The organism is Leptolyngbya sp. O-77 (genome assembly GCF_001548395.1).
Classification (GTDB): Bacteria; Cyanobacteriota; Cyanobacteriia; order Elainellales; family Elainellaceae; genus Thermoleptolyngbya.
This window is the reverse complement of the sequence record NZ_AP017367.1, coordinates 358,449-383,487: the sequence shown is the minus strand read 5'-3', so window position 1 is coordinate 383,487 and position 25,039 is coordinate 358,449. Positions and strand designations below refer to the sequence as shown.

Below are 25,039 nucleotides of genomic sequence, written 5' to 3'. Positions count from 1 at the left end.
TTCGTTCTTCCTTCTTCCTGACTTCTTCCTTCTTCCTGACTTCCCTACGTGTTCATCCGCTCGTAGATTGCCGAAGCCGAGGGCGAGTAGCGCGTCAGGTAGGAGAAAATCCAGAACTTGATGCAGGCATCGATAAACACGGGCACGGTGGCAATGAAGCCGTTGATAAAGACTTTGCTTTCGGGCAGCCCAAAGTGACGAAACACGCCTTCTAGAATGACTTCCCAGCCTTCGGCGGAGTGGAACCCGACGAAAATATCCGTCACCAGGATAAAGAGGAACACCTTTGCCGGGTCGCTGAGGGCGAGGAAGGTGCGATTGGTAAAGTTACCCAATAGCCGGAGGCGATCGCGCCCAAAGTAGACCAGCGCCCCTAGCACCAAAATTGAGGTCAGGTCAGCCAGCACGTTTTTGAGTCCATCGAGCTGTTTTTCGCGGGCTTCGCGCCAGAGTTCGACGGCTTTTTCTTGCAGCGCCAGTTCATATTCGCGGTCTTCTTCGGCCCGAAATTCCGGCGATTCGGGCAAGTCGGTGGTATCGGGCAAGTCGGTGGTAACGATCACGCCGCGCAGTCCGCCGCTGGTGCGGTTGAGTTCCAGCGTTTGCCGATCGAGCAACGGTACTGGATCAACCAGTGGCGGCGCTTCTTGTCTTGCGAGCGGATTGATTGAGGAGCGGGTCAGCGTATCGTTTTCGATCGCCTGGTTAAAAAAGGAGCGTTTTCGCCGCCAAAAGGTTCCCTGCGATGGTTCTGCGACAGGCGGCTGATAGTTCTTGAGCAAGCGCTGAATTTCGAGTGCTTCTCGATATTCGCTGAACTCGGCCAGGAACTCTTCCTCGATTTCGGTGCTGAGTTCGACGGCAGAGGGATGGCGATCGCTGTAGTTGCCCAGCAGCGGCTCAAATACCAAATTTTTGGTCAGCACCTGCGTCAGCAGCGGCAGCAGCAGCAACACCGCCAGCCAGCGCATAGCAATGCGGTTTTGCTTGCGGCGCAGTCGCAGTTCGGTAACGACTTCCTGCTCCGACAGGGGGCTTAGCTCTTTGCCCAGTTCCTTGCCAATGGAGGACAGCCGATTCAGGATTGAGTCGGAGCCGTTCATTCCGCCGGAGCGCGTGGGAATCAGTGGCTTAGGGCTGGGGACTTTGCTGGGGTTGGTTCGCAGGTCTTTGGGCAGCTTGTCGAACCCTGGAGCAGCAAGGGTCGCATCAGCCGTCGGAGCGCTCTCTGCCTCTGCCACCATCTGATCCAGCGCGTCGTCCAGATCGCGATATTTGCCGACGACCAGTTCAATGAAGCCCAATTTTTCTAAAATTTGCTGTTCCTGAGCCGTTGGCACAGAGGTTTCGGAGGCAGCATCGGCATTCTGCAAAAAGCTGGTCAGGCGAAATCGGGCGAGATTGGCCCGCACGCGCAGCAGTTGGCGATCGCGCTTTGTTTTGACGTAATCAAACACGGTCTTGCTGAGGTCGGCGCGAAAGGCGATGCGATCGCCCCCAAAGTATTGACGTTCTAGATCCTGAATTTGCAGCGCACCGCGATAGGCCTCATCGAGCGATCGCAGTTGGTTTTGCGCCAGCCAGCGATTGAGCGGATTGGCTCCCGCAGCCCACCATTGCTTGTCATTACTCATCCGCGAATGCTTGCCTGAACGATTTTCAAAATGGGTTCAAAATGGGTTCAAAACGGGTTCGTAACTGGTTTTTAACTGGTTTGTAGCTGGTTGCCAGCGTTCCCAGCATGGTTTTAGACCGTTGCATCATGTCCGCACTTCAATCAATCTGCCATCCAATTTTTAAAAAGTCTGTTCACACCCGCAAAGACTTCACAATTTAGCCTGAGTTTAGGCTGAGCGCTGGGCTAGAACCCTGAGCAAACCCTGCATTGCCACCCAGCCTCAATCCCGAATCGAACCCTCAAGGGAATCCCAAAGCCGCCGTGGAGTAGCCTGCCTCAAGCCGTCTGGTTCGGCTCCAACTTGAGAAAAGCGTTCCGCAGGTGTGATCAGCCTTTACACTTTCAAATAAGCAGAAATCGAGATGCGAAATCGCAAATGTGCTGTTTGGGAGGCTTGGCGGAATGAAGTTGGTGGAACTGCTGCGGGCGCTGCCGGAAAGCCTGCAACTGCCGGAACATGGAGCGCTGAACGCTGAGGTAACAGGGCTGGCGACGAATTCTCACGCCTGCAAGCCCGGTGATCTGTTCATTGGGATGCCGGGAACACGGGTGGACGGGGGCGAATTTTGGCAGAGTGCGCTGGCGGCAGGGGCGATCGCCGCTGTGGTGTCCGAAAGCGCCGTGCAAAAGAAACCCCCGACCGCCGACGACTGCATCATTCCGGTATCCAACGTGGCGCAGGCTTCGGCGCGGCTGGCGGCGGCGTTCTACGGCTATCCGGCGCAGGCGATGAAGCTGGTGGGCGTGACGGGCACCAACGGCAAAACCACCACCACGCACCTGATTGAGCATTTTTTGGCGCAGGCGCACCTGCCCGTGGCGCTGCTGGGCACGCTCTACACCCGCTGGCGGGGGCATCAGCAAACCGCGCTGCACACCACGCCCTTTGCCCTAGAGCTTCAGGGACAACTGGCCGAGGCCAGAGCCGCTGGGTCAGAATACGCCGTGATGGAGGTCAGTTCCCACGCGCTGGCCCAGGGGCGCGTGTTGGAGTGCCCCTTTGAGGTGGCGGTGTTCACCAACCTGACGCAGGATCACCTCGACTATCACAAAGACATGGAGGACTATTTCTCCAGCAAGGCGCTGCTGTTTAGCCCTGGCTATCTGCACGGGCGGGCCGTGGTGAACCTGGACGATGCCTACGGGCGGCGGCTGGCGGCGGGGCTGGCGGGTCAGTCGGTGTGGACCTACAGCACGCAAGATTCTAGTGCAGATCTGTGGACGAGCGATCTGGTGTATGAGCCTGCGGGCGTGCGGGGCGTGCTGCATACACCGCTGGGCGAGGGGCCGTTTGCGTCGCCGCTGGTGGGCCAGTTTAACCTGGCAAATCTGCTGGCGGCGGTGGGCGCGGGGCTGCATCTGGGCTTGAGTTTGGAGGCGATCGCCCAGTCCCTTTCCACTTTCCCTGGCGTGCCCGGCCGCGTCGAGCAGGTGCAGGTGTCGCCCAGCCAGGATATCAGCGTGATTGTGGACTATGCCCACACGCCCGACAGTCTAGAAAACTTGCTAAAAGCGTCGCGCCCGTTTATCCAGGGGCGGATGATCTGCGTGTTTGGCTGCGGCGGCGATCGCGATCGCACGAAACGTCCCAAAATGGGGGCGATCGCCGCTGAGTTAGCAGATTGGGTCGTGGTCACTTCCGACAACCCCCGCACCGAAGACCCAGAGCGGATCTTGCAAGACGTGGTGGCAGGCATTCCGGCCAGCGTCAATCCAACGGTGATGGGCGATCGCGCCGCGGCCATCCGCAAGGCCATTCTGGAGGCGCAGCCCGGTGACGGCGTGCTAATCGCGGGCAAAGGCCACGAAGATTACCAGATTCTCGGTACGGAAAAAGTCCACTTTGACGACCGCGAACAGGCCCGCGCGGCGCTGCTGGAGCGACTGTCTCTCAGTCCTGCCTAGCCCCGAAAATCCAGCCCGAAAAATTCAGCCCCCAAAATTCAGCCTCAAATCTAGCCCTAAAAATCTAACGCAAGAGGGTCGCCAAGCCATGTCCCAACCCCCATACTCCTGATCATAAGCCTTTTCTTTAATAGACTGGAAATTAGCCAGAGCCATTGACTGATTCAACGTCAGGGAATTTAGACTGTGGGGCGCTGCTGCTCCGCTCTGGTTGGAGATGGCTCCGATCTGGTTGGAGATGCTCCAATGCATCTAGTGCTTACCCCATAGAATTTCACCCCCATGAAATCGCCACGCTCCTCCGAAGCTTCGCTCTACGAACTGGCCCTCAGTTCTGAGCGCCCCTTGCATCCGCTCCAGGTCAGCCCCACGACGTTCAAGTCGATGCTGACGGCGATTCTCGATCTGCTGATCGAAGAGCATTTGCCCGCAACGCTCTGGCTCAAGTTTCCTAAGGGCGACACCTGGGAGTCGGAAATTACTCGCTATTGCACGGCGGCGACCGCACCCTACACGCTCTATACCCTCGGCAATAGCCAGGGTGATTTAGCAGAGGCTGCAACGTCGTCATCTTCTGGGCAACTGTCACACCTGGATCAGGTGTCTGATCTGACGGCTGCCGAACTGGCGAGCTTGGTAGACAGCCCCGCTGCGGATTCTCCAGTTTTGACGCATCAGCCGCAACCGACCTCGCTGAACGTAGCCGCCCAGTCTCAGCGGATTGCCCTGCCGCTGGGCACCGAGAGCCAGTTTAAGCGGGAGTATCTGCTGCTAGTGATGACTGAGGAGTTTTGCGGACTGATCTTGGCCCATCGGCCGCGCTCGGTGCGCCTGTCCAAGCCAGATAGTAGCCCGCCGGAGCGGCCGCTTTGGCTCGAAGAGTTATCCCCCAACTCTGATGAAGACATAGAGCGGCGACATCCGCTGCTGGCGATTTATACGTTTGAATCGGACACGATTTGCCGGGTGCTGGAGGGCATTCATCAGGCGATCGCCCCTGCCGAGGCTCCCGAATCTGTGCGGGCTGATCTGGAAGCGCTAGTGGCACACTGGGACGAATGGGTGCTGTCCGCTGCCGACATCACGCCCAATCCGCGCATTGTCGGGCAACTGCTGGCCAAGCAACTGCAAATTCAAGAAGAAATGTGGCACAGCACCGCGATTTATCGGCGACAGGCAGAAATCGCTACCGGGCTGCAAATGGAGAATGAGGAACTGCAAAACGCGATTCGCCTGAAGGACGAGTTTTTGAAAACCGTCGGGCAAGAACTGCGAACGCCGCTGGCCACGATGAAAACTGCGCTGAGCTTGCTCAATTCTCCCAGCCTGAAGCCGCCGCAGCGCCAGCGCTATATGGACATGCTGACCCACGAGTGCGATCGCCAGAGTTCGCTAATTACCAGCGTGCTAGAGCTGGTGCAACTGGAAAATATGGACGATACAGCGGTGACGCAACCGCTGCGCCTGTCGGATGTGGTTCCGGGCATCGTCAGCACGTACCAGCCCCTCGCCCAGGAAAAGGGCATTTTGCTTGCTTACACGGTTCCGCAGGATTTACCCGCTGTGTCCTGTACGGTTCCCTGGCTGCGGCAAATTTTGATTAACCTGCTGCACAACGGCATCAAATTTACTCAAAAGGGCGGTCGAGTGTGGGTGCTGGCGAAGTTGCAAGGCGACTATGTGCAAATTGAAGTGCGCGATACGGGCATTGGCATTGCTGCCGCCGACATTCCCAAAATCTTTGACCGCTTTTATCGGGTGCGGCAGGCGGGCAGCGGCGAGGACTCTGGCGGTGCGGGGCTGGGTCTGTCTATTGTGCAGCAGCTTTTGCTCAAGTGCGGCGGTTCGATCTCTGTGAAAAGTAAGCCCGGTAAGGGATCTACTTTTAATGTGTTGCTCTCGGTTTATCGATAGCTGTTAATAGCTGTCAATCAAATTTGAGAAGGAATCGGGAACCCCTCTGCTTTGTGTCCGTCTATACTGCCAGACCCTAGCTTTTGAGATCCGGCCATGGTGACGAAACTCCGATTTTCTAGCTTGAAACTCCCATCTGGCGGGCGATCGCCCCGCTGGATTGGGCTGCTGGTTCTGGGTGTGGCGCTGCTGACGGGCGTGGGGGCGATCGCCCAGACCGCAAACTTTGGCTCCGCGACGCTGGCCCCTGGCTTTAGCGCAGATGCAGGGACTCTGCGCGGACAAACGGGCGGCAGCAGTTCCCTTCCGGGCATCGTCGCCAACCGCGACAAAGACGGCAACCTCTGCCTTGGCTTTGGGTCATCTACTCCAGATCACCTGATCACGCTCCAGGGCAACTTTTCTGCTCTGACGCTGCAAGTCAATAGCAACCGCGCCGTTTCTACGCTGGTTGTGCAGGGGCCCGGCAACGTCGTCCGCTGCGCCAGCGGCAACAACCGCGCCCCCAATGCCACGCTGTCGGGAACAGATTGGGCCGGCGGAACTTACCGTGTGTGGGTCGGCTCCAATGTTTCTGGGGAGCAGTTTAACTACACGCTGACGATTCGGGAGTAGGGTTCGAGGGCAGCAGGAGGAGGTTAGGGTGTTGGAGGGCTAAGCTAGGCTAGGTGCGCTATCCCTCCATCGCGTTCTTGAACCTTAAACCCAATGGCTCCAAACCCAATGGCTCCTTGGCGATCGCCCCTCTCTCGCGCTCTGCATCTCAATCGTTCGCTCGTCTATGCCCGCTACGTGCAGTTGGCCACGGTGCGGCCGGATGGTCGCCCTGCCAATCGCACGGTGGTCTTTCGCGGATTTCTGGAACCTGCCGACCAGCTCAAGTTCATCACCGATACACGCAGCGCCAAGCCGGAGCAAATTGCCCACCAGGCTTGGGGTGAGGTCTGCTGGTATTTTCCCAAAAGCCGCGAACAATTTCGCTTGCTGGGACGGCTGATGCTGATTGATGAAAATCATCCTGATGAGGGTTTGCAACATGCCCGCCAGCAGCAGTGGCAAGCCCTCTCGGATGCAGCCCGCCTGCAATTCGCCTGGCCCCATCCCGCCAAGCCGCGCCGCCCCGTGGCCGAGTTTTCGCCACCGCCCCCAGACCCCGCCGTGCCACTGCCGACGTTTTGCCTGCTGCTGCTCGACCCGGTGGAGGTGGATCACCTGCAACTGCGTGGCGACCCCCAAAGCCGCGATCGCTATTTTGAAACCAGGGATGGCTGGCAGATGGAATCGGTCAACCCCTAGCCGCTCCCCTGAATAACGGTGTTTACCAATCCAGCCGCAAGGTTTACCAATCCAGCCGCAAGCCCTGCTCAATCATGTATTGTTGCAGTTGCGGCATTTTTCCCTGGGGGACGATCTGGGCAGGCTGCAAATCGGGTTGATTGACCAGCCAGCCGGCTGTCACCCCCGCCGCCGAGCCAATGGTCCATTCGCCGTGGTGAATGCGGGTCATGGCGGTGGCGATATGCGTGGCGGCGATCGCCTTTCCGCCCACCAGCAGATTCTCCACGCCCTGCGGAATCAGGCTTTCGAGGGGAATCTGCACGGGGCGAATGTAATATTCTTTCACCGAAGCTTTGACTGCCTCGCCCGTCGGTTCCCAGTTGCGATAGCGACAGCCGTGAATGTCAATATCGTAATGGGTCACACCTACCGCAGTTGCCCGAAAGTCTCGTCCCTCCATGTCTTCCCGCAGGTCAGCCTCGCGCAGCATAAACTCCGTCTGTCCGTAGGCCGAGCGCCCTAGGATTCGCCGCCCCTCGCGAATGTAGGGCAACATGCTTAACCCAGAAACCGTCCCCATTGGGGAATCGGCCCCCGCCAAGTAGGCCAGCGGCAGTGCTGGATCGGGCGGCTGCTCCAGGAGCCAATGGGCAAACATAAGCGCATGATTTTCTGCATGGCGCATAGACCGCAGCGACACGCCGCCCATCCAGTTTTGATATTGCCCGGTTTGCATGAGCTTTTCGGGGGTCAGGATTAGCGGCGGATTCATCCAGTTCCAGTCGTTGCCCTGCGTCCAGTTGACCAGCGTAATGTCGTTGAGGACGGGGCTGCCAAAGAAGGGGTCGCTGCGATTCAGGCTGACGATCCGCCGATAGTTGAAAAAGCTGCGCCCGTGAAACATCGGCACGCCTTCTAGCGTGTAGACCCGCATATGCTCGGCGCGAGGATAAAATGACTGGACATATTCCAGCGTCTTGATGCTCTGGCCACCATCGGCGCGGATGCCCATTGCGAAGGGAAACGTAAAGGCCTGGGTGCATTCTGGGTTGTCGAAATCGGCGGCGTTGACCTCGCCGGTGGTGTTTTGCGATTCGGAGCCGACGCGCAGCGGCACTTTGGCCCAGCCAACGACCTCGCCCGTATCTGTTGCATCGATCACGATCATCCGCTTGCCGGGTGGCGGCTGGAGCTTGATCGGGGTTTTGCGGAAGGTGGCATCTTCTTCCCAGGCATACCAGGTGGCTAGCTCCACCGACGGGCGGCCCTGGGGCACGTAGCCCGATTCGCGGGGCGATCGCCGCACTGCGTAAATCGCGGTGATAAACCGTCCCGTTTCATCAAACTCTGCGCCTTTGAAGGCGGTAAACGCGCTCCACTTGCTGCCTGTGGAATATTGCGCCGCCCGCTTGAGCCACTCCTGAGACACCACCGCCCCCACCTGCGGCGGAAAACACAGCCGCCCGACCCAGCAGCTATTGATCTGGGCTACCGTGAGGGGCGCGGTAATCCCCGTCCAGGCAGGCAGCGTAACGGGCTGCTGCAAGATAAAGTCCTTGAAACTCTGCCAGCTGGGCGAAAAGTTATTCCGCTCCAGCATGTTTCTGGACTCGTCTACCGCAGACACCCCCTGGGAGCTAATTTGTCCGCCCATCCACGGCGTTAGCTCGATCAGGCAGGTCTTCGCGCCCGTCCGCATGGCGTGAGAAGCAGCCGCCACCCCGCCCAAGGACCCGCCCACCACTGCGACTTCACATTCCCAAGTTTCGGCTGGTGCTGGGAGTGGTGACAAACTTGGGCGACCATTGGGCAGCAAAAAAGAGTTGTCCGATCCGATTTCTGTGGGGTCAGATTGCTTAGAAGAATTCAGGGTTTGAGCATTTTCTGCTCCATCATTGGGGTTGACTGTTTCAGCATCCGGCGCAGAGTCTTGGGCAAAAGAAGGCTCTGCTGCGGATAGTTTTCCATCGGTCGTTTCGGCCTGAGTATATTGCTCAATTGTGCTGACTAGTACAGCAGAACTAGCCCCGGCCAGCAGGCTTGCAACGGGAATAATCCATGCTAAACGACGAGAGAAGAAAAACCGTTTCATGCTCGAAACCCGAATGATATGCTAGTAGAAATAATGCTCCTCTGACTGCGGCGGAGCTTGGTTTGTGGCATCTTCACTTTTAGCCCACCTGTCCTATTTTTAGGGTTCCGAAATCCATTCGGTTCACAGTGTAGCTAAATCTAGAAGTATCGGCACATTTAGCCCCTCAAGATTGTCTGGTATTTTTTTCTCTGCTCTGGTGCAAGTTTTGCGTCCGCAGAGGTTGGACTTTCTACTCAGGTCGCGTTGAGATCGAGGTGTGTCCTGAACGGTTGTCAGTTTTAGCAAGGATCTCCTGATAAAAAATCTACAGCCGCTAAATTTTGTAGTCACGAATGAGCAACTCCCCTATGAAGCCTAACGTTTTTCTCCAGACGCTTTCCGCTCTTAAATCTTTCAGGTCAGGCTCAAATATTGCCGGACAAATTCAAGCTCGCCAAGCCCAAGTTCGTCAAGTAACCCACTCGATGCTGTGGAAGGTGGCCGGGATGGCGATCGCCTCCTCCGTCTTGCTCACAGGCGGCGAAGCGCTAGCCCAAGTCTACAGCTTCGGCAGCCAAGGATCAGATGTTGCCGCAATTCAGTCGGCGCTGGGCATCTTCGCCGACGGCGTATACGGTCTTGAAACAGAAAACGCAGTGATCGCATTTCAACGACGAAACGGGTTAATGGTAGACGGACAGGCAGGCCCCGAAACGCTGCGGGCGCTGGGGCTGGGCTATCTCGTGTCGGGTGGCGGTATCGGCGGCCCGTCGCAGCCCGTTCCGCCGGGGAACTGGTTGGGGCGCGAGGCAATCGTCCGCACCAATAGCGGAATTGGCGTAAACGTGCGTAATCGTCCTGATGGGCAGGTAATTGCAGGCATCGATGATGGGGTGCGTGTGCGTCTGTCTGGACGGCAGGAATTTTCCGGTGGTTTGACCTGGGTTGAACTGGCGGGCACGGGCGGCTGGATTGCCTCTGAGTATCTGGTGCCTGCCAACATCGGCGGCCCGACCGACCCAGGGTTTCCGGGCTATTACGGTGGCCCCTACCGGGTTGCCATACCGGGGAGCAGCGATGAGCTACTGTTCCAGGTGCGTCGCTTTGTGCGCGATGCCTACCGCGACTCGGACTCACTGCGGGGGCCGTTCATCAATGCAGGCTCTTTCCGCGATTACTCTGCCGCTGCGGCTGTGAATCAGCAGCTTCGGAGAGAAGGGTTTGATGCGCGCGTCGTCTATGACTAGGTTGCCTGTGGCTGTGCTAGCAGCGCAGGATGTTTTCTAGCAGGTGCATCCAGGCAGGTTGCCTTAGCTGAAACCATACAAATCACCAAAGGATCGCTGTGCAGCCCGGCTGTGCAGCGATTTTTACAGGTGAAAAACGAACGGACTCGTCACTAAGCCATGTGACAAAAATCACAACTAGAGATGATCGCGATCGCGCTCCAATTCCTGCCACATCGGCATACTTAAGGAGACTCAACTCTAGCCGAGTCATCAACAGGGAACACACTATAATCCGGCAGACTCAATTTGGGACTGTCGGATTTTTTTGTGAGCGTGATATTACGGGTGTTATAAAATTCTCTGCTCCTCCGTAAATACCGATATCACGGTGGGGAGGTTACTGGGTAACGCTGATGCGTAAGACCGTTCAGCCGCAGGTTCAGATTGAAGCGGAGATGGCTGCTGAATGTTGCCGTGCTGAATTTTAACGCATTGCGCCCATTGTGCTTTTCCAGGACAGCTCTCGGCAGAGAATTTCTAGCGCTCGCTGGTCTGGGCCAGAAAAAAGGCGGCTATCGACCAGTTCTTGCAGCGTTTGCTGGGTCAAGGCGGGCGCAAAGTTGCCGCCGCAGCGCAGCAGGTGGCTATAGTAGCAAAACTGGGGGCAGCCCGCCTGGTTGAGATGAAAGCGGTAAATTTCGTCCTGGGTCATGACCGATACGGGCGTGTTGACGGGGACGACCACGCGGGGAATGCCGTGGATGCCGTAGGACTGCCCGTTGTCCTGCGCCATCCAGCCCACTAGCACCACGCCCAGCAGCGTGCGGGTTTCGGTGATTAAATCTGGCGTAAACAGCGGGTCGGGTTCGCTCGACAGGCGCGGCCCGTTGCTCATAAACATCGGGTTCATCAGCAGCGAGTTGTAGATTAGCCCGACGGCCCAGTGGCGATCGCCCGGTTCCTCCAGCTTCACAAAACTGCCAAAGCCGTAGTCGTCGGCCTGTGGCGGGTTTTCCACGTCCATGCGGTCATCGACTTGAACCACGTAGTCGCAGTGGGAGTTGGATTTGACGACTTTGCCGAGACGCATAGAGGATGAGGGGATTTTAGATTTTGGGTTTTGGATTTTGGGCGCGAGTCGCGGGGTTCCGGGAGGGCGATCGCTCTCCATCATGATGCCCCAAAAGGCGGGAAGTGGTGAACACTTGTACAACTTTCAGCGATGGGATTTTCGAGTGCGCTGCATCAATTTCTCTCAAGAAGCGCTATCTGAGAAAAGATGAAAGTCTTGCATAACCTGGATTTGCAATCCAAAATCGCCAATCCAAAATCCAAAGTTATCCGATCGATCGCCCCATCTCGCTACCAAAAAACTGTTCCCCGCAGGTGCAGGAATGCTACTTGGTGCAACACTTCTGCCCGCCACAGGGAACAAAGGCTGATATTAAACTCTTTCGATTGCACGCCTTCGATCGCACGCCACCGGAAAGCAAAGCTAGGACATGGCCTGGATGATGTAGTCGAAGTAGGGAGCGGCTTCGGCAGCGTCTTCGTCGCTCAGCAGCGCCAGGGATGCCCGCTTGAGGCAGCGGATCGACTCTACCATGCCGGGAACCGGAACGCCTAGAGAGTTGTACATTTCGCGCACGCCGATCAGACCGATGCTTTCGATAGGCTGCTTGTCGCCCGCCAGCACGCCATAGGTAATCAGGCGCAGATACCAACCGTAGTCGCGCAGGCAGAGGGCCCGCTGGCGATCGCCGTAGGCATTGCCACCCGGAGAGATAAAGTCGGGGCGCTTTTGCCAGAGTTGTTTGCTGGCTTCTTGCACAATTTTCTTCTCATTCTCCGCCAAGATGTTGGCGATACGCACGCGCTGTTCTCCGGTTTGAAAGAACTCGCTGATGCTCTTGAGTTCTCCACTGCTGGGGTAGCGGAGTTCGTCGTCGGCGTTGAGGATGACCTGGCTAACTACACTCATAATATGGCGGTGATGTCAGAGCAAAGATGAATATCGGTTTGTATTGTAACGAGTTGCGGGGACTGAAGAAAAGTCTATCAAAGACTGGATCGATACATTTGCAACAAGGCTTTTAAGTTTTGCATGGTTCCTGACAGGCTTCACCCACAGAAATGCCTTGCCTGCATCAATCTTAAAGAGCTTCATGAAGGTTAGCAAATGTAGCCAGATTGTTAATTTTCTGCGCCGACCAGTGTTTTCGACAGATGCCAACAGTCCTGGGCGATCGCCCAATCTTCCTGGGTGTGGATAATTAGCACGCGCACCGTGGAATCAGCTGCGGCGATGTCCTGATCGTCTGGGCTGCGGCTGAGCTTCGCAGGGTCGAGCCGCAGTCCCATAAATTGGAACGGTTCGCAGGCGGCTTGCCAGATATTGGGCGCGTTTTCGCCGACACCAGCCGTAAACACAATCGCCTCCAGCCCGCCCAGACTCGCTAGCATACTGCCCATGAGCGACCGCAGGCGGTGAACGTAGACATCGATTGCTAGCTTCGCCCGCTCGTTGCCTTGGGCGATCGCCTCCAGCACCAGCCGCATATCGTTCGACACGCCCGACACGCCCTCCAGCCCCGACTCCCGGTTTAGCATGGTGTCCACCTGATCGGGCGTATAGCCTAGATCGCGGATCAAGTACAGCAAAATGCCCGGATCGACAGAGCCAGAGCGGCTGCCCATCATCAGCCCCTCCAGCGGCGTAAAGCCCATTGTGGTGTCTATGCACTGCCCGCCGCACACTGCCGAGAGCGATGCCCCATTTCCCAAATGGCAAATCATCAGCCGCAGGTCGGTCAGCGGCCGCCCCAGCAGTTGGGCTGCTCGCTGAGCGCAGTAGCTATGACTGGTGCCGTGAAAGCCGTAGCGCCGGATGCCCTGTTCCAGCCATGCATAGGGTCCCGGATAGACGTAGGCCGCAGGCGGCAGGGTGCCGTGAAAGGCGGTGTCGAACACGGCAACCTGGGGGACACTGCTGCCCAAAATTTGCTCTAGGGTTTCAATCCCTTCCAGATTGACTGGGTTGTGAACGGGGGCAAACTTGGCCAGACGGGCGATCGCCGCTTTCACGTCCGCCGTCACAAACACACTGGCGCGATAGTCTTCGCCGCCATGCACCACGCGATGCCCCACCATGTCGATTTCACTAGGGCGATCGATCACTCTTGTGTCCCCTGTCCATAGGGTTTCCAGCAGGTGATGAGTGGCCTCAACCCGCGACGAGGTGGGATAGCTCTCCGTTTTTTTCACGCCGGCCGCCGTTTTTACCTTAATTTCTGCCACGCCTTCGGCATGGGTCAGGTCGATTTGCGCTTCCCACAGCGGCTCCGGCGGATGCTCTGGCAGCGCCGCCTCCGGCAATTCGTATAAGCAGGACTTTTGGCTGCTGGAGCCAGCGTTCATGACCAAAATTTTCATAGCCACTTGCAGTGAGAGGACAGGAGGCAACAGCGCTCACCCTCAGTTTGCCCGAAAGTGCCCAGACCTCAAGGTATGGGAGATGTCATCTCTGGAAAGTTTTGGGCAGGGAACAGGAATCAGGAAATTGCGGGGCAGAGATTTTCTGACCCTGCCGGAGCATCGCGTCATAGAATAGATAGAACGCATTCGCAGGATTCTCGCGAAGCTTACTCATTGGGCGCGGCCCAACAGTCGGGGGTATGGCGGAATGGTAGACGCTGCGGACTTAAAATCCGTTGACCTTAACAGTCGTGTGGGTTCAAGTCCCACTACCCCCATTTAAAGAAAGAAAAGAGAAAAAAGAAGAATGAAAAAGGAAGATCCAGGTTTCGTTCTTCGTTCTTCCCTCTTCGTTCTTCGTTCTTCCCTCTTCCCTCTTCGTTCTTCCCTCTTCCCTCTTCTCTGGGGTTTTAGAATTTTGCTGTTTCAAGACTTTCAGCCGATTGCGGCGATCGCCCCCACTCCGTATGCTGTGAAATCGCTGCAATCGCTGGCGGAGGGCGGCGGAGTGACGCTCTGGGTTCCGGCAGACCTAGCGACGGATGAGTTGCCCTGTGAGGTGTACCAAACCACGCTGCGGGAATTGGTTAACACGCTCTGGCAAACGCATCGGGCCTTGGTGTTTGGGCTGGCGACGGGGGCGGTGGTGCGGCTGATCGGCCCGCTGCTGCAAGATAAGGCGACCGATCCGGCGGTGCTGGTGGTGGATGGCCCAGGCAAGGTGGTGATCAGCCTGTGTGGGGGGCATCAGGGCGGGGCCGATCGGCTGACGCGGGCGATCGCCCACTTGCTGAATGCCACCCCCGTTTTGACGGGCGGGGCTAATGCTTTGGGCTTGCCAGGCATCGACGTGCTGGGGGAACCGTTTGGCTGGCGCAAGGGCAGCGGCGATTGGACGGGCGTGAGTGGGGCGATCGCTCGTCAAGACCCTGTACAGGTCATCCAGGAAGCTGGGTCAACGCTGTGGCAAGACCATTTGCCGCCGGATCACCCCTTTAGCTTTGGCTGGGATGACCCAACAGAGGCGCGGGCAGCTTTGCCCAAGCCCGCTGCTCGCGTGTGGATTAGTCCTATTCAGCGACGCTTTGCAGACGGGGCAGAGGGGCTGGCCGATGTTCCCAAGGTGCAGTGGCATCCCCGCGTGCTGTGGGTGGGCATTGGCTGCGAACGGAACACACCGCGAGTGGTGATCGAAGCCGCCATTGCCGATGCGCTGCGGCGACATCACCTTGCAGAGGGGGCGATCGCCGGTCTGGCCACCCTCGACCTCAAAGCTGATGAGGTAGGGCTGCTGGAATTGTGCAGCGATCGCCATCTCCCCCTGCTCACTTTCTCTGCCGAAACCCTCCGCGCCGTCCCCGTCCCCACTCCCTCCGCCGTCGTCGAGTCGGAAGTGGGCACGCCCAGTGTCGCCGAAGCCGCTGCGATTCTAGCAGCCAGCCGGATATGCCAGGGCGACCGTCAACCCCAAGCCTTTGCCCCCCTTCGCGTTTCCAAGCAAATCTTCCGCTTCCCCGACCATCCTGGCGCAGTGACCATTGCCGTGGCTCAGGCGGGGCAGGAATACACTGGGCGTACTGGAAGACTGTGGCTGGTGGGCACAGGGCCCGGACGGTTGGAGCAGATTACGCCTGCGGCCCAGGCGGCGATCGCCTCGGCGGATGTGGTCATTGGCTATTCACTCTATATCAACTTGGTGGCGGCGTTGCTGCGTCCGGGGCAAATTGTCGAAGCACTGCCCATTACCCAGGAGCGGCAGCGGGCTGAACGGGCGATCGCCCTCGCCCAATGGGGGCTAACGGTGGCGGTGATTTCCTCCGGCGATTGCGGCATCTACGGCATGGCAGGGCTGGTGCTGGAGCAACTCCAGGCCCAGGGCTGGGACGGCAAAACGCCCGCAGTTCAGGTATTTCCCGGCATCTCGGCATTGCAGGCGGCGGCATCGCGGGTCGGCGCACCGCTGATGCACGACTTTTGCGCCATTAGCCTCAGTGACTTGCTCACGCCCTGGCCCATCATCGAACAGCGACTGGCAGCGGCAGCCGAAGCTGACTTTGTGACCGCGCTGTATAACCCCAAATCGCAAACGCGGACAGAGCAGATTGCGATCGCCCAGCGCATTTTTCTGGAACATCGGGCTGCTGATACGCCCGTAGCTCTGGTTCGCGCTGCCTATCGTGACCAGGAACAGATTACGCTGACCACCCTGGGACAACTGCTCGACTGCTCCATCGACATGCTCACCACCGTCGTCATCGGCAACCAAAGCACCCGCTTCCACGCAGGCTGGATGATCACACCACGGGGCTATTTAGGGTTTGAGCAGGGAACATAAGACAGCCTCAAGCAATGGCATTGAGCTTTACGCAAATATCTGAATACCTGTTCATATGTTATTCTTATTCTTGGAGACGCGCAGGGACAATGCCCTCGCTCAATTACAAAAACTTTGTTTGATGAAAGGAGAAACCAAATCATGACTGCAACTGTGACTCAAATGAAATGTGCCTGTGAATCTTGCCTGTGCATTGTCAGCCTGGAAGCAGCGATTCAGAAAGACGGCAAGTATTATTGCAGCGAAGCTTGTGCCGATGGACACCCCAACGGGCATGGCGACTGTGGCCATGCAGGCTGCGGTTGCTAGGCTGAGCTTGCCCTGAGCTAAGTTTTCTGAGGCTTGGGGTTGCTAACTCGCTGCATCCGAATATTTGCGGGAAACCGTCGTGCAGGCTGCTGTGCGGCGGCTTTGCGTTAGAGCGAGAGGGACAGGCCGTTGGTCAAAACTGGATTCACTCTGGAGAGAGTTTTAAAGCTTTAATAAAGAAAAGCAGGTTTCTGTAAATTTCGTCCGGCTAAAAACCGAGTTTTCCCGGAGATTGAACTGTCGTGGTGACAAACTCTCCAGGGTCGCTTATGAAGCCTGAACGACATATGAAACTCTGCTATCAGCTGTTTCGCGCTGGCATGACGGGCGATCGCCCCCAAGGTTTGGGGTTCACGCTGATCGAACTGCTGGTTGTTTTGGTCATTGCTGGCATCTTGTCGGCGATCGCCCTGCCCTCGTTTGTCAGCCAGGTCAACAATGCCCGCCATGCTGAGGCCCGCACCTACGTCGGCTCGATCAATCGGGCGCAGCAAGCCTATTTCCTGGAAAAAAGCGCGTTTGCCACGCTCTCACAATTGGAACTGAGTATTTCCAATTCCAAAAACTATATCTATAGCTCTGCACCCAATGGTAGCGGCATGGCATCCAAAGCCATCACCCTGGCCCTACCCGTTGGCCAGGCACGGGGATTTGCAGGTAAAGTGTGGCTTATGCCCGACCTAGACGGAAACGCCAATACCGTCTCCAGTATTTGTGAAGGGCCGCCAGGTGAAATGCCCGACCTGGCCGGCCCGACCTGTGCAGGGTCGTAAAGCTAGGGTCAACGGGTTGGCCCACAGGGGAGGCATGTTGTGCCCAAAGAGGGAAGAAGGAAGAGCGAAGAAGGAAGAGGGAAGAGGGAAGAACGAAGAACGAAGAACGAAAAGAGATGTCTTCTGCCTGAGGGGCATGTTGTGTTCAGGCTAATCATCCAAAACCGCAGCAAAGCAAAACCGCAGCAAAGATGCCGACCGCTACTTCTTTGGAGACAGCAGCATGGTCATGTTGCGGCCTTCCTGCTTGGGTTCTTGCTGCACCTCGGCAACGGTTTGTAAATCGGTTGCCAGCTTCTTGAGCAGCGTTTCTGCGAGATCCTTGTGCTGAATCTCCCGACCCTGAAAGCGAATCGTCGCTTTGACCTTGTCGCCCGATTGCAAGAAGCGCTCTGCCCGATTGACGCAGACACGATAGTCGTGTTCTTCAATCTTGTAGCGCATCTTCAGCTCTTTCACGTCAGACGTGTGCTGCTTTTTGCGGGCCTCGCGTGCCTTTTTTTCCTGCTCAAACTTGAACTTGCCATAGTCCATAATCCGACATACGGGCGGGTCGGCCTTGTCGCTTAGCATTACTAGGTCAAGCTCTTTTTCTTCGGCCAGCTTGAGCGCGTCGCGGGGGGTCATAATCCCCAACTGACCGCCATCGGTGTCAATGACTCGAATTTTTGGGAAACGAATGCGTTCGTTAATTGTGGGCAGATCGCGAGTGGGTTTGTTCAGCGCCATGGGCAAGTGAATTTTAAAGATGCTATCGACTCATCAGCTAAAGGTGGACATCCTCATAGTAAGTCGGTCGGACTGAGGTGGAACCAGAAATTTATTAATCGTCACCGACTAAATCGTTGTAAGCCATTACAGATTACAAGAAGTGGTTACAGACCGTGGCTGCTGCCCCGTTATTGCCGACTCGTTTTCTTTATGCAGGGACTACTAGCATAGCGCATCGCTCCATCTCGGCAAATTCTGTTTGCAAAGTTTTTAGGTTGGGCAAAGTTCTGGAGCAGCACGGCGGGAATTCTGAATTGAGGAATCATGGTTGAGCCTGACTTCTAGTTATTTCTGCTATTCTCCCTGAGGCGAATTGATGAATTTGCTCCAGCCTCTGCTGAATTTGGTTTTTCAGCCCTGTTGCCCGATGTGTGGCCGCACAGATGGGCGATCGCCCGCGCCTCCTCTGTGTATTGACTGCGATCGCCGCCTGAAGCACTGCCAAATGCCTCAGCCCACGTCCCACTGGCGGCCGCCGCTGCCGGTGTTCGCCTGGGGCAAGTATCAGGGTACGCTCAAGCAGGCGATCGCCACGCTGAAATATAATCACCATCCTGAACTGGCGCGGCCGCTCGGTCATGCGATGGGTCGCGCTTGGCTGCATTCCGTACATGGAAAAACGCCGCTGATCGTGGTGCCGATTCCAATGCACGCCGACAAGCAAAAGCAGCGCGGGTTTAACCAAGCAGAACTGCTGGCTGCATCCTTTTGTCAGATCACCCGGCTGCCGCTGGAGCGTCGCGGGCTAGTGCGCGTGCGGGCGACGACCCCACAGTTTGGGCTGAGCGTGGAGGAGCGATCGCAAAATGTGGCCGGTGCGTTTCAGGTGGGTCCTGCCTTTGGGCGATCGCCCCGCCGCCCGGTGCTGCTGCTCGACGATATCTACACCACCGGAGCCACGGCGCGGAACGCGGCTGCCTGTCTGGAAGCACGAGGCATTCGCGTGTATGGGCTGGTGGCGCTGGCTTCTCCGCGATTTGGCGACGACTGATATCGATTTTGGATTTTGGATTTGCGATTTTGGATTTGCGATTTTGGTTGGACAGTCAAGCGTTTGCAAGGCTTCCAGCAATTCTGGAAATATTGGCGATTTGACAATTTGACAATTTTTTAGAGTTTGGACAGCCAACTCAACGCAATGTAAGACTTTCCATCCTTTCATGGGTAGCCTTGTTATGTAAGAGAGATGAGATCGGTCGAGATTCAGGCTCACATTTCCTCCTGAACCTGACCTCTAACCCCTGCAATAGAATAAACGAATCCTTTGAATTCCCGCGAGCTGCCGCAATGGTGACCGACCGCTGGCTCCACCTACCTTCAAGCGCTGAGCTGCCCTGCTCAGACGATACGCCCGTGGATAACGAAGACCAGAATCTCATTCCCAATATCCTGCTGTTTTTGCTCAAGTTCATTTGGGCAGAGCGCAACGACTGGTTCTTTGGCGTAGATATGGCCATCTACCACACGACGGGGGTTTCGCCGCTGGTGCCCGTCGTGCCGGACGGGTTTCTCAGCCTCGGCGTGGAACGCCATAAAGCGAAGGAATCTCGCAAAAGCTATGTGGTGTGGGAAGAGGCAGGAGTTGTCCCGATGCTGGCGCTGGAGGTGGTGTCGCTGACTCCGAGCGGAGAATACGATGCGAAAATGGCGACCTATGCCCGGTTGGGCGTGTTGTATTACGTCATCTATAACCCCCAATACTGGCGACGCGACCAGCACCAGCCGTTTGAGGTGTATAAATTGCAGGACGGCGCTTACCAGTTGCAAATTGGTGAACCCTACTGGATGCCGGAGGTGGGGTTGGCAATGGGCCGCAGCCCTTACCAGGATGGAACGGTCGTGCGGGAAGCGCTGTATTGGTATAGCGAACAGGGAAGACGGTATCTAACTTCAGAGGAGCAACTGGAACGCTATCGTCAACGGTTTGGCGATCTGCCAAACGAATAGAGGCTGCAAGACTGTCGCTAATCCGAGAGAATTTCTCCTTGTCCAATCCTCTCATTCAACTATGTCCACCGATACTGAAGTAGAACTAGAACGGCTGCTACAAGCCCGCAACCAATACCCTGACCGCGCGGCTGAAATCGATGCCCAAATCCGCGCCCGGTTTATGGAAACCCATGCAATTTTAGTGCTGGACTCCTCTGGATTTTCGCGCCTGTCGCAGGAGCAGGGCATTATCGCCGCGCTGGCTGAAATTGAGCGGATGCGTGGCATTGTTGCGCCAATTGTGGAAGCACACCAGGGCAGCCCGTTTAAGCTAGAGGCGGATAATGTGTATGCAGTGTTTCCGAGTGTGGAGCGGGCGATCGCCGCTTCCCGCGAAATGATGCGTCAGCTTGCCACCATCGACAAACACGTCAGCATCGGCATTGGCTACGGCGACCTGATCATGATTTCCGGCGGTGCCTGCTATCACGATGTCTATGGCGAAGAGATGAACCTCGCCTCCAAACTTGGTGAAGACCTGGCTGAAATCGACGAAGTGCTGCTCACCGAAGCCGCCTTCCAGCAGCTCCGCGCCGAACGCCCCACCGCGCCGCCCCCGGCTCCTTCGCCCACCCCCATGACCATCTCCAACCTCACCATCCAGGTCTACCGCCTCACCCCAAATCCCTAGTCCATTGCCACGGCTGCCCAGAGTAAAGTAACTTCATATTGTTGAAACATCGAGTCTGCACTAACCAGCAGCAGGTCTTCTAACTGGGCTTGGGCAATTAGCATTCGGTCAAACGGATCACGATGATGAAGCGGCAGCATGGATGCCTGCACCGCATGGGCGGCTGTAATTTCTAATGACCGCGCCCCAAGCTGAGTCATGCGGGTCGAGACATAATCACCAATAGGCTCTGGTAGCGGCAGCTTGCCGATGGAAGCCTTAATGCCCATTTCCCAAACACTGGCGACTGAGAACCATAATTCATTGTCCTCATTCGCGATTTGTTCAATCACGGTTTCACTTAGTTTTTCGGGTTGAGCAAACCACCATAACCAGCATTGAGTATCTAGTAAAAGCCTCACTCTGCCCCACCCTCGAAAGCGGCTAAGATATCCTCTGGTAAAGGTGCATTAAAGTCATCTGGCACCGTCAATACCCCCCGATCTCGCCCTAAACTAGACCGTCGATTCAAAGATGTTTGAAAGGGAACCAGCTTTGCCACGGGAACGCCCCGGTTCGCGATCACAATTTCTTCCCCCTGCTCTACCCGAGCCAGTAACCGAGAAAGATTTGTCTTAGCCTGATGAATATTAACAGTTTCCATGCATATAAAGAACTAAGTCTATAGACTAAGCTTAGCTTGCCACAGCCTTAACCTTAAACCATCCTTCAAAATGCCGCGCTCCAAATCTGATCTGCCCAGCAAACTTTGTCCGGTATGCCAGCGGCCATTTACATGGCGCAAAAAGTGGGAAGATTGCTGGGATGAGGTCAAGTATTGCTCCGAACGCTGCCGTCGTCGTCGCGCCCAGGCGAAATCGGGCGATGACGAAACGCCGCAGCGTCGGCAGTAGCGTTTTGCGGGCTTCATTCACTGTGGACTACTGGAGAAGGGCTTTCTATGCTGATGGGTCAGGTTCAACCCAAGCTAATCATTCATGGCGGGGCGGGCAGTTCGCTCCGGAGTAAGGGTGGGGCGGATGCCGTGCGGCTGTCGCTCTACCGGGTGATTGAGGAAGTGTATGGAATGCTGCTAGCGGGGGCGAGCGCCCAGGCGGCAGTGGTGCGCGGCTGCCAGATGCTAGAGGACGATCCCCGGTTCAACGCAGGTACGGGGTCGGTGCTGCAATCGGATGGGCAAATTCGCATGAGCGCATCGCTGATGAACGGCTCGGCGCAGCGGTTTAGCGGTGTGATCAACACTTCGCGGGTGCAGCACCCGATCGATCTGGCGCTGTTTTTGCAGGATGGGAGCGATCGCGTTTTATCCGACTATGGTTCCCTGGAACTGATGCGGGAACTGGGCGTGCCGTCCTACGACCCGCTGACAGAAATTCGCCTGAAGGAATGGATTCAGGAGCGCGACCATAATTTCTCTAAAGAAATGGCAGGCGTGGTAGCCGAAAAAGAGCTGGTGTCGGAGGCGGGTCGCGGCACGATTGGCGTGGTGGCGCTGGATGGGGAAGGTCAGCTTGCGGTGGGTACGTCTACGGGTGGCAAGGGCTTTGAGCGGATTGGGCGCGTCAGCGATTCCGCGATGCCAGCAGGCAACTACGCCACCCACCACGCCGCTGTAAGCTGCACGGGCATTGGCGAAGACATTATCGACGAGTGTCTGGCAGCGCGGATCGTGGTGCGCGTGATTGATGGGCAAACGCTGCTGCAAGCCTTTGAGCGGTCGTTTATCGAGGCGGAGCAAAATCGGCGCGACTTTGGAGCCATTGGGTTAGACCGCACGGGGGCGATCGCCTGGGGGAAGACCTGTCCTACCCTGCTGGCGGCCTATCACGACGGCACGCGCATGGGCGATACGCTCGATCTGCCCGAAGAGATGGTGACGGGTGGCATCGCGTCGCCGGCCCACGCCTAGCGGGAGGTGGCTGGTGTACCTGCTGATTCCTGCTGCTGGCTCTGGCAAACGCATGGGCGCAACTCGCAACAAGCTGCTGCTGCCGCTGTTGGGCAAACCGATCATTGCCTGGACGCTGCTGGCGGCTAAAGCTGCGCCGTCGATTCACTGGATCGGCATCGTTGCCCAGCCCGAAGAGTGGCAAGACTTTCGGGACATTGCCGCAGGGCTGGGCATGGGGCGGACGGTGCGCCTGATTCCCGGTGGCAAAACCCGGCAGGAGTCAGTCTACAACGGCTTGCAAGAGCTTCCTGCCGTTGCAGAGCGGGTGCTGATCCATGACGGAGCGCGGTGTTTGGCCACGCCAGATCTGTTCGATCGATGCAGCGAGGCGCTGCTGCGCTGTGCTGGGCTGATTGCTGCCGTACCCGTTAAAGACACGATCAAAGTCGTTTCACCGGGAACCGAAATCATCCAGTCTACGCCCGATCGCAGCCAACTCTGGGCTGCTCAAACGCCGCAGGGCTTTGATGTGGAAACGCTGAAACGCTGCCACGAGACGGGCCGCGAGATGGGCTGGGAAGTGACCGACGATGCGGCGCTATTTGAGCAATGTGGGCTTGCGGTGCGGATTGTGCAGGGTGAAGAGACGAATCTGAAAGTGACGACTCCGGTGGATTTGGCGATCGCCGAATTTATCCTGCGCGATCGCCAAAAGCCTGCAAACCTCTGAGCTTAGCCGTTCCAGCTTAATGCTCACTCAATCACCTGTTCATCCGACAAGTTGAGCCAATCTTGGATTTCTTGACCCAACCAATCTAGCTCTGCTGGCGTTAAATCGGTCAGGGCATATTTTTGATTATCAATCCAAATTACAAGCATCGGCCAGATAGGAAATTGTCTAATCTGATTTTCACTAACCTGTTCGACTTTTCTAAAAAGAGAGCGTTGAAGCTTGACCTGATCTCGCTGAAAAACAGTAGAAACACTGTGTAGTTTCACGCCTAAAAACTTACTAGACAGAAATATAGAGTCTTGATCTTGTGCTTTAACTAATCGTAATTGGATCGTGGCATAGCTCGAAGCCAGGGCAAAAGGGGCCGCGAGGATGAGCAGTCCAACTCCGGCAAATAGCGCCCATCCGAATAATTGGGAGAAAAATAATTGGGAGAAAAAAGATGATTACAGTAAGCACACCATAATAAGCTCCTAAAACGATCAGAAACAGAATAAATAATGGAGAGGGCAGCGATCGCGCAAAAGATGGCACAAGGGATGAGGTTCGTGCCTGCTCAAGCAACTTAGGGCGATCTGGTTTTTGGCGAACCGAGAGCGGCGGGACTTGAATAAGCAGCTCTTCTGCACTTTTGGTGAGCGTTATTTTACTACTTGTAGGTTTATCGATTGCCGACTCGTTCTCTGATTGCAATGCCTCTAATTCTTGCAATGCTTCGCGACTAGAAACAAACCGCCGATTTGGGTTAATTTCTGTCATCCGTCTTAGCCAGCGCCTTAGTCTTGGAGATAGATGGCTCGCTTGATTAACCTGATCAGACGGGTTAGACACACTTTGCTCAACCAAATCTGCGGGATGCCGACCTGTTGCTAAATGAATCAGCGTTGCGCCTAAGCTATAAAGGTCAGAAGTCGGAATTGCCCTGCCGCCAAATTGCTCTGGAGGCGCATATCCGTAGGTGCCGGTAATCGTCCAGGTGCCGCCTTCTTGAAAGACCGAATTTTGAACAGAGCCAAAAATTTTGAACAGAGCCAAAATCGACAACATAAACTTGCCCTGCGCTGTGAGCAGAACGGTCGGTTAGCAAAATGTTGCTAGGTTTTAGATCTCGATGGATAACAGGTGGACTTTGCTCGTGCAAATAAATCAGGACTTCTAGAATATCTCTGGCGATTTGTTTAATTTCTAATTCACTGAAGGTTCGATGTGCTCGTAGATGCTCCTCCAGAGACTTAGCGGGGGTATAGGTTTGAACAAAGGCAAACCCCTTGAGTGTGGGCAAATCAAGATCAAAGGAATCCAGATATTGGGGAATTGCAGGATGATTGAGCGTTTTAAGAATTCCAGCTTCGCGTTCAAACAGATTGAAATCATCCCAACTAAAGTCATAGCTGAAAATCAAAAGCTTTATGACAACCTGCTGCTGAGTTTGATGATCAAGAGCTAAATAGGTTTGTCGGCCTGGCTTTTTACTAAGTTGTTGTTGAACTTCGTAGCGATCGCCCAAGTTTAGACGTTCCATAGCGCCAATTCTTCATTTTGGAGAGTTGCTATGTAGCTCATCCTGAAGCAGAGTTGACCCCTGATCTTGAGAACAGGATACTCTGGTCTATATTGAGCCGAGCCAGTCGGTTATGCGTTGACAGCTGATTGATTGACAAAAGTTGTAGAGGCTAGAACTAAGACTAGGCAGGAAGTAGAGCTTGGTTTAAGCTGACAAGCTACCACACAAACCAGCACGACCAATGACTCCAACTTCCCGACTTTATGATGCGCTCAATGACTTTGTGCGTCAATCCGAGTACCAATGGCGCGACATACGACATTTGAAAACGCTCTGCAATCGCTGATGGCAGAGGCATTGATGCACTGGAGCAAGCACCAGTTGTACCTGAGTTTGAACACCACCGTGATGTGGAACTGCATGTACAATCTGCCTTGAGGGACGTTGTAGGTTCCTTGACTCTAGATGAGCTTTTATCAGAACGGGAGAAGGTTCAAGATCAAATTGCGCTTATTGTGGGGAAAAGTACGAGACTGGGGTCTGGGAATTGA

At 56.1% G+C, this 25,039-nt stretch carries 25 protein-coding genes and 1 tRNA gene; 16 read left to right on the top strand and 10 right to left on the bottom strand.

Annotated features, from left to right (window positions below; genetic code table 11):
- Nucleotides 1-44: 44 nt before the first annotated feature.
- Nucleotides 45-1,634: a hypothetical protein gene (locus tag O77CONTIG1_RS01685; protein ID WP_068507544.1), complete on the bottom strand. Its 1,590-nt coding sequence runs from the start codon at nt 1,632-1,634 to the stop codon at nt 45-47.
- Between the two features lie 446 nt (nt 1,635-2,080).
- Between O77CONTIG1_RS01685 and O77CONTIG1_RS01680 the strand changes: the two genes are divergently transcribed.
- The 4 genes from O77CONTIG1_RS01680 to O77CONTIG1_RS01660 all read left to right on the top strand — a co-directional run bounded on the left by O77CONTIG1_RS01680 (nt 2,081) and on the right by O77CONTIG1_RS01660 (nt 6,793).
- Nucleotides 2,081-3,583, top strand: a complete 1,503-nt coding sequence (locus O77CONTIG1_RS01680; RefSeq protein ID WP_068507542.1) for a UDP-N-acetylmuramoyl-L-alanyl-D-glutamate--2,6-diaminopimelate ligase — start codon at nt 2,081-2,083, stop codon at nt 3,581-3,583.
- Nucleotides 3,584-3,865: 282 nt separating this feature from the next.
- A complete protein-coding gene (locus O77CONTIG1_RS01670) occupies nt 3,866-5,497 on the top strand; it encodes an ATP-binding protein (protein ID WP_068507538.1) in 1,632 nt (543 codons plus the stop codon).
- 96 nt (nt 5,498-5,593) lie between these two features.
- The gene (locus O77CONTIG1_RS01665) at nt 5,594-6,112 is read left to right on the top strand and encodes a hypothetical protein (protein ID WP_068507536.1); all 519 of its coding nucleotides are present in this window, start codon (nt 5,594-5,596) and stop codon (nt 6,110-6,112) included.
- Between the two features lie 93 nt (nt 6,113-6,205).
- Nucleotides 6,206-6,793: an Npun_F5749 family FMN-dependent PPOX-type flavoprotein gene (locus O77CONTIG1_RS01660; protein ID WP_225894663.1), complete on the top strand. Its 588-nt coding sequence runs from the start codon at nt 6,206-6,208 to the stop codon at nt 6,791-6,793.
- A gap of 43 nt (nt 6,794-6,836) precedes the next feature.
- Here O77CONTIG1_RS01660 and O77CONTIG1_RS01655 read toward each other — a convergent pair whose 3' ends face one another.
- The gene (locus O77CONTIG1_RS01655; protein WP_084782008.1) at nt 6,837-8,867 is read right to left on the bottom strand and encodes an FAD-dependent oxidoreductase; all 2,031 of its coding nucleotides are present in this window, start codon (nt 8,865-8,867) and stop codon (nt 6,837-6,839) included.
- A 467-nt stretch (nt 8,868-9,334) separates the two neighbouring features.
- Here O77CONTIG1_RS01655 and O77CONTIG1_RS01650 point away from each other — a divergent pair, with 467 nt between their 5' ends.
- On the top strand, nt 9,335-10,096 hold the full coding sequence (locus O77CONTIG1_RS01650) for a peptidoglycan-binding domain-containing protein (RefSeq protein ID WP_068507533.1): 762 nt from the start codon (nt 9,335-9,337) through the stop codon (nt 10,094-10,096).
- Between the two features lie 466 nt (nt 10,097-10,562).
- On the opposite strand, the gene O77CONTIG1_RS01645 is transcribed toward O77CONTIG1_RS01650, so the two are convergent.
- The 3 genes from O77CONTIG1_RS01645 to O77CONTIG1_RS01635 form a co-directional block, all read right to left on the bottom strand.
- Nucleotides 10,563-11,168: a hypothetical protein gene (locus O77CONTIG1_RS01645; RefSeq protein ID WP_068507531.1), complete on the bottom strand. Its 606-nt coding sequence runs from the start codon at nt 11,166-11,168 to the stop codon at nt 10,563-10,565.
- Nucleotides 11,169-11,573: 405 nt separating this feature from the next.
- A complete protein-coding gene (gene apcD / locus O77CONTIG1_RS01640) occupies nt 11,574-12,059 on the bottom strand; it encodes an allophycocyanin subunit alpha-B (RefSeq protein WP_068507529.1) in 486 nt (161 codons plus the stop codon).
- Between the two features lie 212 nt (nt 12,060-12,271).
- Nucleotides 12,272-13,510 (bottom strand): acetate kinase, encoded by a 1,239-nt coding sequence (locus O77CONTIG1_RS01635; protein WP_068507527.1) that lies wholly within the window; start codon nt 13,508-13,510, stop codon nt 12,272-12,274.
- A gap of 236 nt (nt 13,511-13,746) precedes the next feature.
- Here O77CONTIG1_RS01635 and O77CONTIG1_RS01630 point away from each other — a divergent pair.
- From O77CONTIG1_RS01630 to O77CONTIG1_RS01620, 4 genes are all read left to right on the top strand, one after another.
- A tRNA-Leu gene (locus O77CONTIG1_RS01630) sits at nt 13,747-13,830 on the top strand.
- A gap of 140 nt (nt 13,831-13,970) precedes the next feature.
- The gene (gene cobJ / locus O77CONTIG1_RS01625) at nt 13,971-15,887 is read left to right on the top strand and encodes a precorrin-3B C(17)-methyltransferase (RefSeq protein ID WP_068507526.1); all 1,917 of its coding nucleotides are present in this window, start codon (nt 13,971-13,973) and stop codon (nt 15,885-15,887) included.
- 141 nt (nt 15,888-16,028) lie between these two features.
- Nucleotides 16,029-16,196 carry a metallothionein gene (locus O77CONTIG1_RS23190; RefSeq protein ID WP_084781999.1) on the top strand — a complete coding sequence of 56 codons (168 nt, stop codon included), beginning with the start codon at nt 16,029-16,031 and terminating at the stop codon, nt 16,194-16,196.
- Nucleotides 16,197-16,483: 287 nt separating this feature from the next.
- Complete coding sequence (locus tag O77CONTIG1_RS01620; RefSeq protein WP_068507524.1) at nt 16,484-16,969, top strand: type IV pilin-like G/H family protein; 486 nt, start codon at nt 16,484-16,486, stop codon at nt 16,967-16,969.
- Between the two features lie 201 nt (nt 16,970-17,170).
- Here the strand turns inward: O77CONTIG1_RS01620 and infC are convergent, their stop codons facing one another.
- Nucleotides 17,171-17,698, bottom strand: coding sequence for a translation initiation factor IF-3 (infC, locus tag O77CONTIG1_RS01615; protein ID WP_197673295.1), 528 nt, complete (start codon nt 17,696-17,698; stop codon nt 17,171-17,173).
- Nucleotides 17,699-18,107: 409 nt separating this feature from the next.
- On the opposite strand from infC, the gene O77CONTIG1_RS01610 reads away from it, so the two are divergent.
- The 3 genes from O77CONTIG1_RS01610 (at nt 18,108) to O77CONTIG1_RS01600 (ending at nt 20,360) form a co-directional block, all read left to right on the top strand.
- A complete protein-coding gene (locus tag O77CONTIG1_RS01610) occupies nt 18,108-18,731 on the top strand; it encodes a ComF family protein (protein WP_225894662.1) in 624 nt (207 codons plus the stop codon).
- A gap of 296 nt (nt 18,732-19,027) precedes the next feature.
- Complete coding sequence (locus tag O77CONTIG1_RS01605; RefSeq protein WP_068507519.1) at nt 19,028-19,687, top strand: Uma2 family endonuclease; 660 nt, start codon at nt 19,028-19,030, stop codon at nt 19,685-19,687.
- Between the two features lie 61 nt (nt 19,688-19,748).
- Nucleotides 19,749-20,360 (top strand): adenylate/guanylate cyclase domain-containing protein, encoded by a 612-nt coding sequence (locus O77CONTIG1_RS01600; RefSeq protein ID WP_068507517.1) that lies wholly within the window; start codon nt 19,749-19,751, stop codon nt 20,358-20,360.
- Here the strand turns inward: O77CONTIG1_RS01600 and O77CONTIG1_RS01595 are convergent.
- Complete coding sequence (locus O77CONTIG1_RS01595; RefSeq protein ID WP_286132488.1) at nt 20,357-20,692, bottom strand: type II toxin-antitoxin system VapC family toxin; 336 nt, start codon at nt 20,690-20,692, stop codon at nt 20,357-20,359. The two genes, O77CONTIG1_RS01600 and O77CONTIG1_RS01595, sit on opposite strands and share 4 nt — an antisense overlap.
- Before the next feature lie 65 nt (nt 20,693-20,757).
- Entirely contained in the window at nt 20,758-21,003 is a 246-nt protein-coding gene (locus O77CONTIG1_RS23185; protein ID WP_084781997.1) for a type II toxin-antitoxin system Phd/YefM family antitoxin, read from the bottom strand.
- 70 nt (nt 21,004-21,073) lie between these two features.
- Here O77CONTIG1_RS23185 and O77CONTIG1_RS23180 point away from each other — a divergent pair, with 70 nt between their 5' ends.
- The 3 genes from O77CONTIG1_RS23180 to ispD are packed head-to-tail and all read left to right on the top strand — an operon-like array spanning nt 21,074 to nt 22,981.
- Nucleotides 21,074-21,253, top strand: coding sequence for a DUF2256 domain-containing protein (locus O77CONTIG1_RS23180; protein WP_084781995.1), 180 nt, complete (start codon nt 21,074-21,076; stop codon nt 21,251-21,253).
- 53 nt (nt 21,254-21,306) lie between these two features.
- Nucleotides 21,307-22,269 carry an isoaspartyl peptidase/L-asparaginase gene (locus tag O77CONTIG1_RS01585; protein WP_316786570.1) on the top strand — a complete coding sequence of 321 codons (963 nt, stop codon included), beginning with the start codon at nt 21,307-21,309 and terminating at the stop codon, nt 22,267-22,269.
- The gene (gene ispD, locus O77CONTIG1_RS01580; protein WP_317134182.1) at nt 22,241-22,981 is read left to right on the top strand and encodes a 2-C-methyl-D-erythritol 4-phosphate cytidylyltransferase; all 741 of its coding nucleotides are present in this window, start codon (nt 22,241-22,243) and stop codon (nt 22,979-22,981) included. Before O77CONTIG1_RS01585 ends, ispD begins: the two co-directional genes overlap by 29 nt.
- A 23-nt stretch (nt 22,982-23,004) precedes the next feature.
- On the opposite strand, the gene O77CONTIG1_RS24095 is transcribed toward ispD, so the two are convergent.
- Together O77CONTIG1_RS24095 and O77CONTIG1_RS25315 are read right to left on the bottom strand one after the other, a co-directional pair.
- Complete coding sequence (locus tag O77CONTIG1_RS24095; protein WP_156434818.1) at nt 23,005-23,250, bottom strand: hypothetical protein; 246 nt, start codon at nt 23,248-23,250, stop codon at nt 23,005-23,007.
- A 638-nt stretch (nt 23,251-23,888) separates the two neighbouring features.
- Nucleotides 23,889-24,506 (bottom strand): serine/threonine protein kinase, encoded by a 618-nt coding sequence (locus O77CONTIG1_RS25315; protein WP_197673294.1) that lies wholly within the window; start codon nt 24,504-24,506, stop codon nt 23,889-23,891.
- Between the two features lie 285 nt (nt 24,507-24,791).
- Between O77CONTIG1_RS25315 and O77CONTIG1_RS26525 the strand changes: the two genes are divergently transcribed.
- Nucleotides 24,792-24,926, top strand: a complete 135-nt coding sequence (locus tag O77CONTIG1_RS26525) for a hypothetical protein (protein WP_286132487.1) — start codon at nt 24,792-24,794, stop codon at nt 24,924-24,926.
- Nucleotides 24,927-25,039: the final 113 nt, after the last annotated feature.

Excerpts from the sequence above, each read along its gene's own strand:
- O77CONTIG1_RS26525 (WP_286132487.1), top strand. The coding sequence starts at position 24,792 with ATGGCGCGACATACGACATTTGAAAACGCTCTGCAATCGCTGATGGCA.
- O77CONTIG1_RS01585 (WP_316786570.1), top strand. The coding sequence starts at position 21,307 with ATGGGTCAGGTTCAACCCAAGCTAATCATTCATGGCGGGGCGGGCAGT.
- O77CONTIG1_RS23185 (WP_084781997.1), bottom strand. The coding sequence starts at position 21,003 with ATGGAAACTGTTAATATTCATCAGGCTAAGACAAATCTTTCTCGGTTA.
- O77CONTIG1_RS01665 (WP_068507536.1), top strand. The coding sequence starts at position 5,594 with ATGGTGACGAAACTCCGATTTTCTAGCTTGAAACTCCCATCTGGCGGG.
- O77CONTIG1_RS01600 (WP_068507517.1), top strand. The coding sequence starts at position 19,749 with ATGTCCACCGATACTGAAGTAGAACTAGAACGGCTGCTACAAGCCCGC.
- O77CONTIG1_RS01620 (WP_068507524.1), top strand. The coding sequence starts at position 16,484 with ATGAAACTCTGCTATCAGCTGTTTCGCGCTGGCATGACGGGCGATCGC.
- O77CONTIG1_RS25315 (WP_197673294.1), bottom strand. The coding sequence starts at position 24,506 with ATGGAACGTCTAAACTTGGGCGATCGCTACGAAGTTCAACAACAACTT.
- infC (WP_197673295.1), bottom strand. The coding sequence starts at position 17,698 with ATGGCGCTGAACAAACCCACTCGCGATCTGCCCACAATTAACGAACGC.
- O77CONTIG1_RS01680 (WP_068507542.1), top strand. The coding sequence starts at position 2,081 with ATGAAGTTGGTGGAACTGCTGCGGGCGCTGCCGGAAAGCCTGCAACTG.
- O77CONTIG1_RS01645 (WP_068507531.1), bottom strand. The coding sequence starts at position 11,168 with ATGCGTCTCGGCAAAGTCGTCAAATCCAACTCCCACTGCGACTACGTG.
- O77CONTIG1_RS01685 (WP_068507544.1), bottom strand. The coding sequence starts at position 1,634 with ATGAGTAATGACAAGCAATGGTGGGCTGCGGGAGCCAATCCGCTCAAT.
- O77CONTIG1_RS01660 (WP_225894663.1), top strand. The coding sequence starts at position 6,206 with ATGGCTCCAAACCCAATGGCTCCTTGGCGATCGCCCCTCTCTCGCGCT.
- O77CONTIG1_RS01610 (WP_225894662.1), top strand. The coding sequence starts at position 18,108 with ATGTGTGGCCGCACAGATGGGCGATCGCCCGCGCCTCCTCTGTGTATT.
- O77CONTIG1_RS01605 (WP_068507519.1), top strand. The coding sequence starts at position 19,028 with ATGGTGACCGACCGCTGGCTCCACCTACCTTCAAGCGCTGAGCTGCCC.
- O77CONTIG1_RS01670 (WP_068507538.1), top strand. The coding sequence starts at position 3,866 with ATGAAATCGCCACGCTCCTCCGAAGCTTCGCTCTACGAACTGGCCCTC.
- apcD (WP_068507529.1), bottom strand. The coding sequence starts at position 12,059 with ATGAGTGTAGTTAGCCAGGTCATCCTCAACGCCGACGACGAACTCCGC.
- O77CONTIG1_RS01635 (WP_068507527.1), bottom strand. The coding sequence starts at position 13,510 with ATGAAAATTTTGGTCATGAACGCTGGCTCCAGCAGCCAAAAGTCCTGC.
- O77CONTIG1_RS01650 (WP_068507533.1), top strand. The coding sequence starts at position 9,335 with ATGCTGTGGAAGGTGGCCGGGATGGCGATCGCCTCCTCCGTCTTGCTC.
- O77CONTIG1_RS23190 (WP_084781999.1), top strand. The coding sequence starts at position 16,029 with ATGACTGCAACTGTGACTCAAATGAAATGTGCCTGTGAATCTTGCCTG.
- O77CONTIG1_RS23180 (WP_084781995.1), top strand. The coding sequence starts at position 21,074 with ATGCCGCGCTCCAAATCTGATCTGCCCAGCAAACTTTGTCCGGTATGC.
- O77CONTIG1_RS01655 (WP_084782008.1), bottom strand. The coding sequence starts at position 8,867 with ATGAAACGGTTTTTCTTCTCTCGTCGTTTAGCATGGATTATTCCCGTT.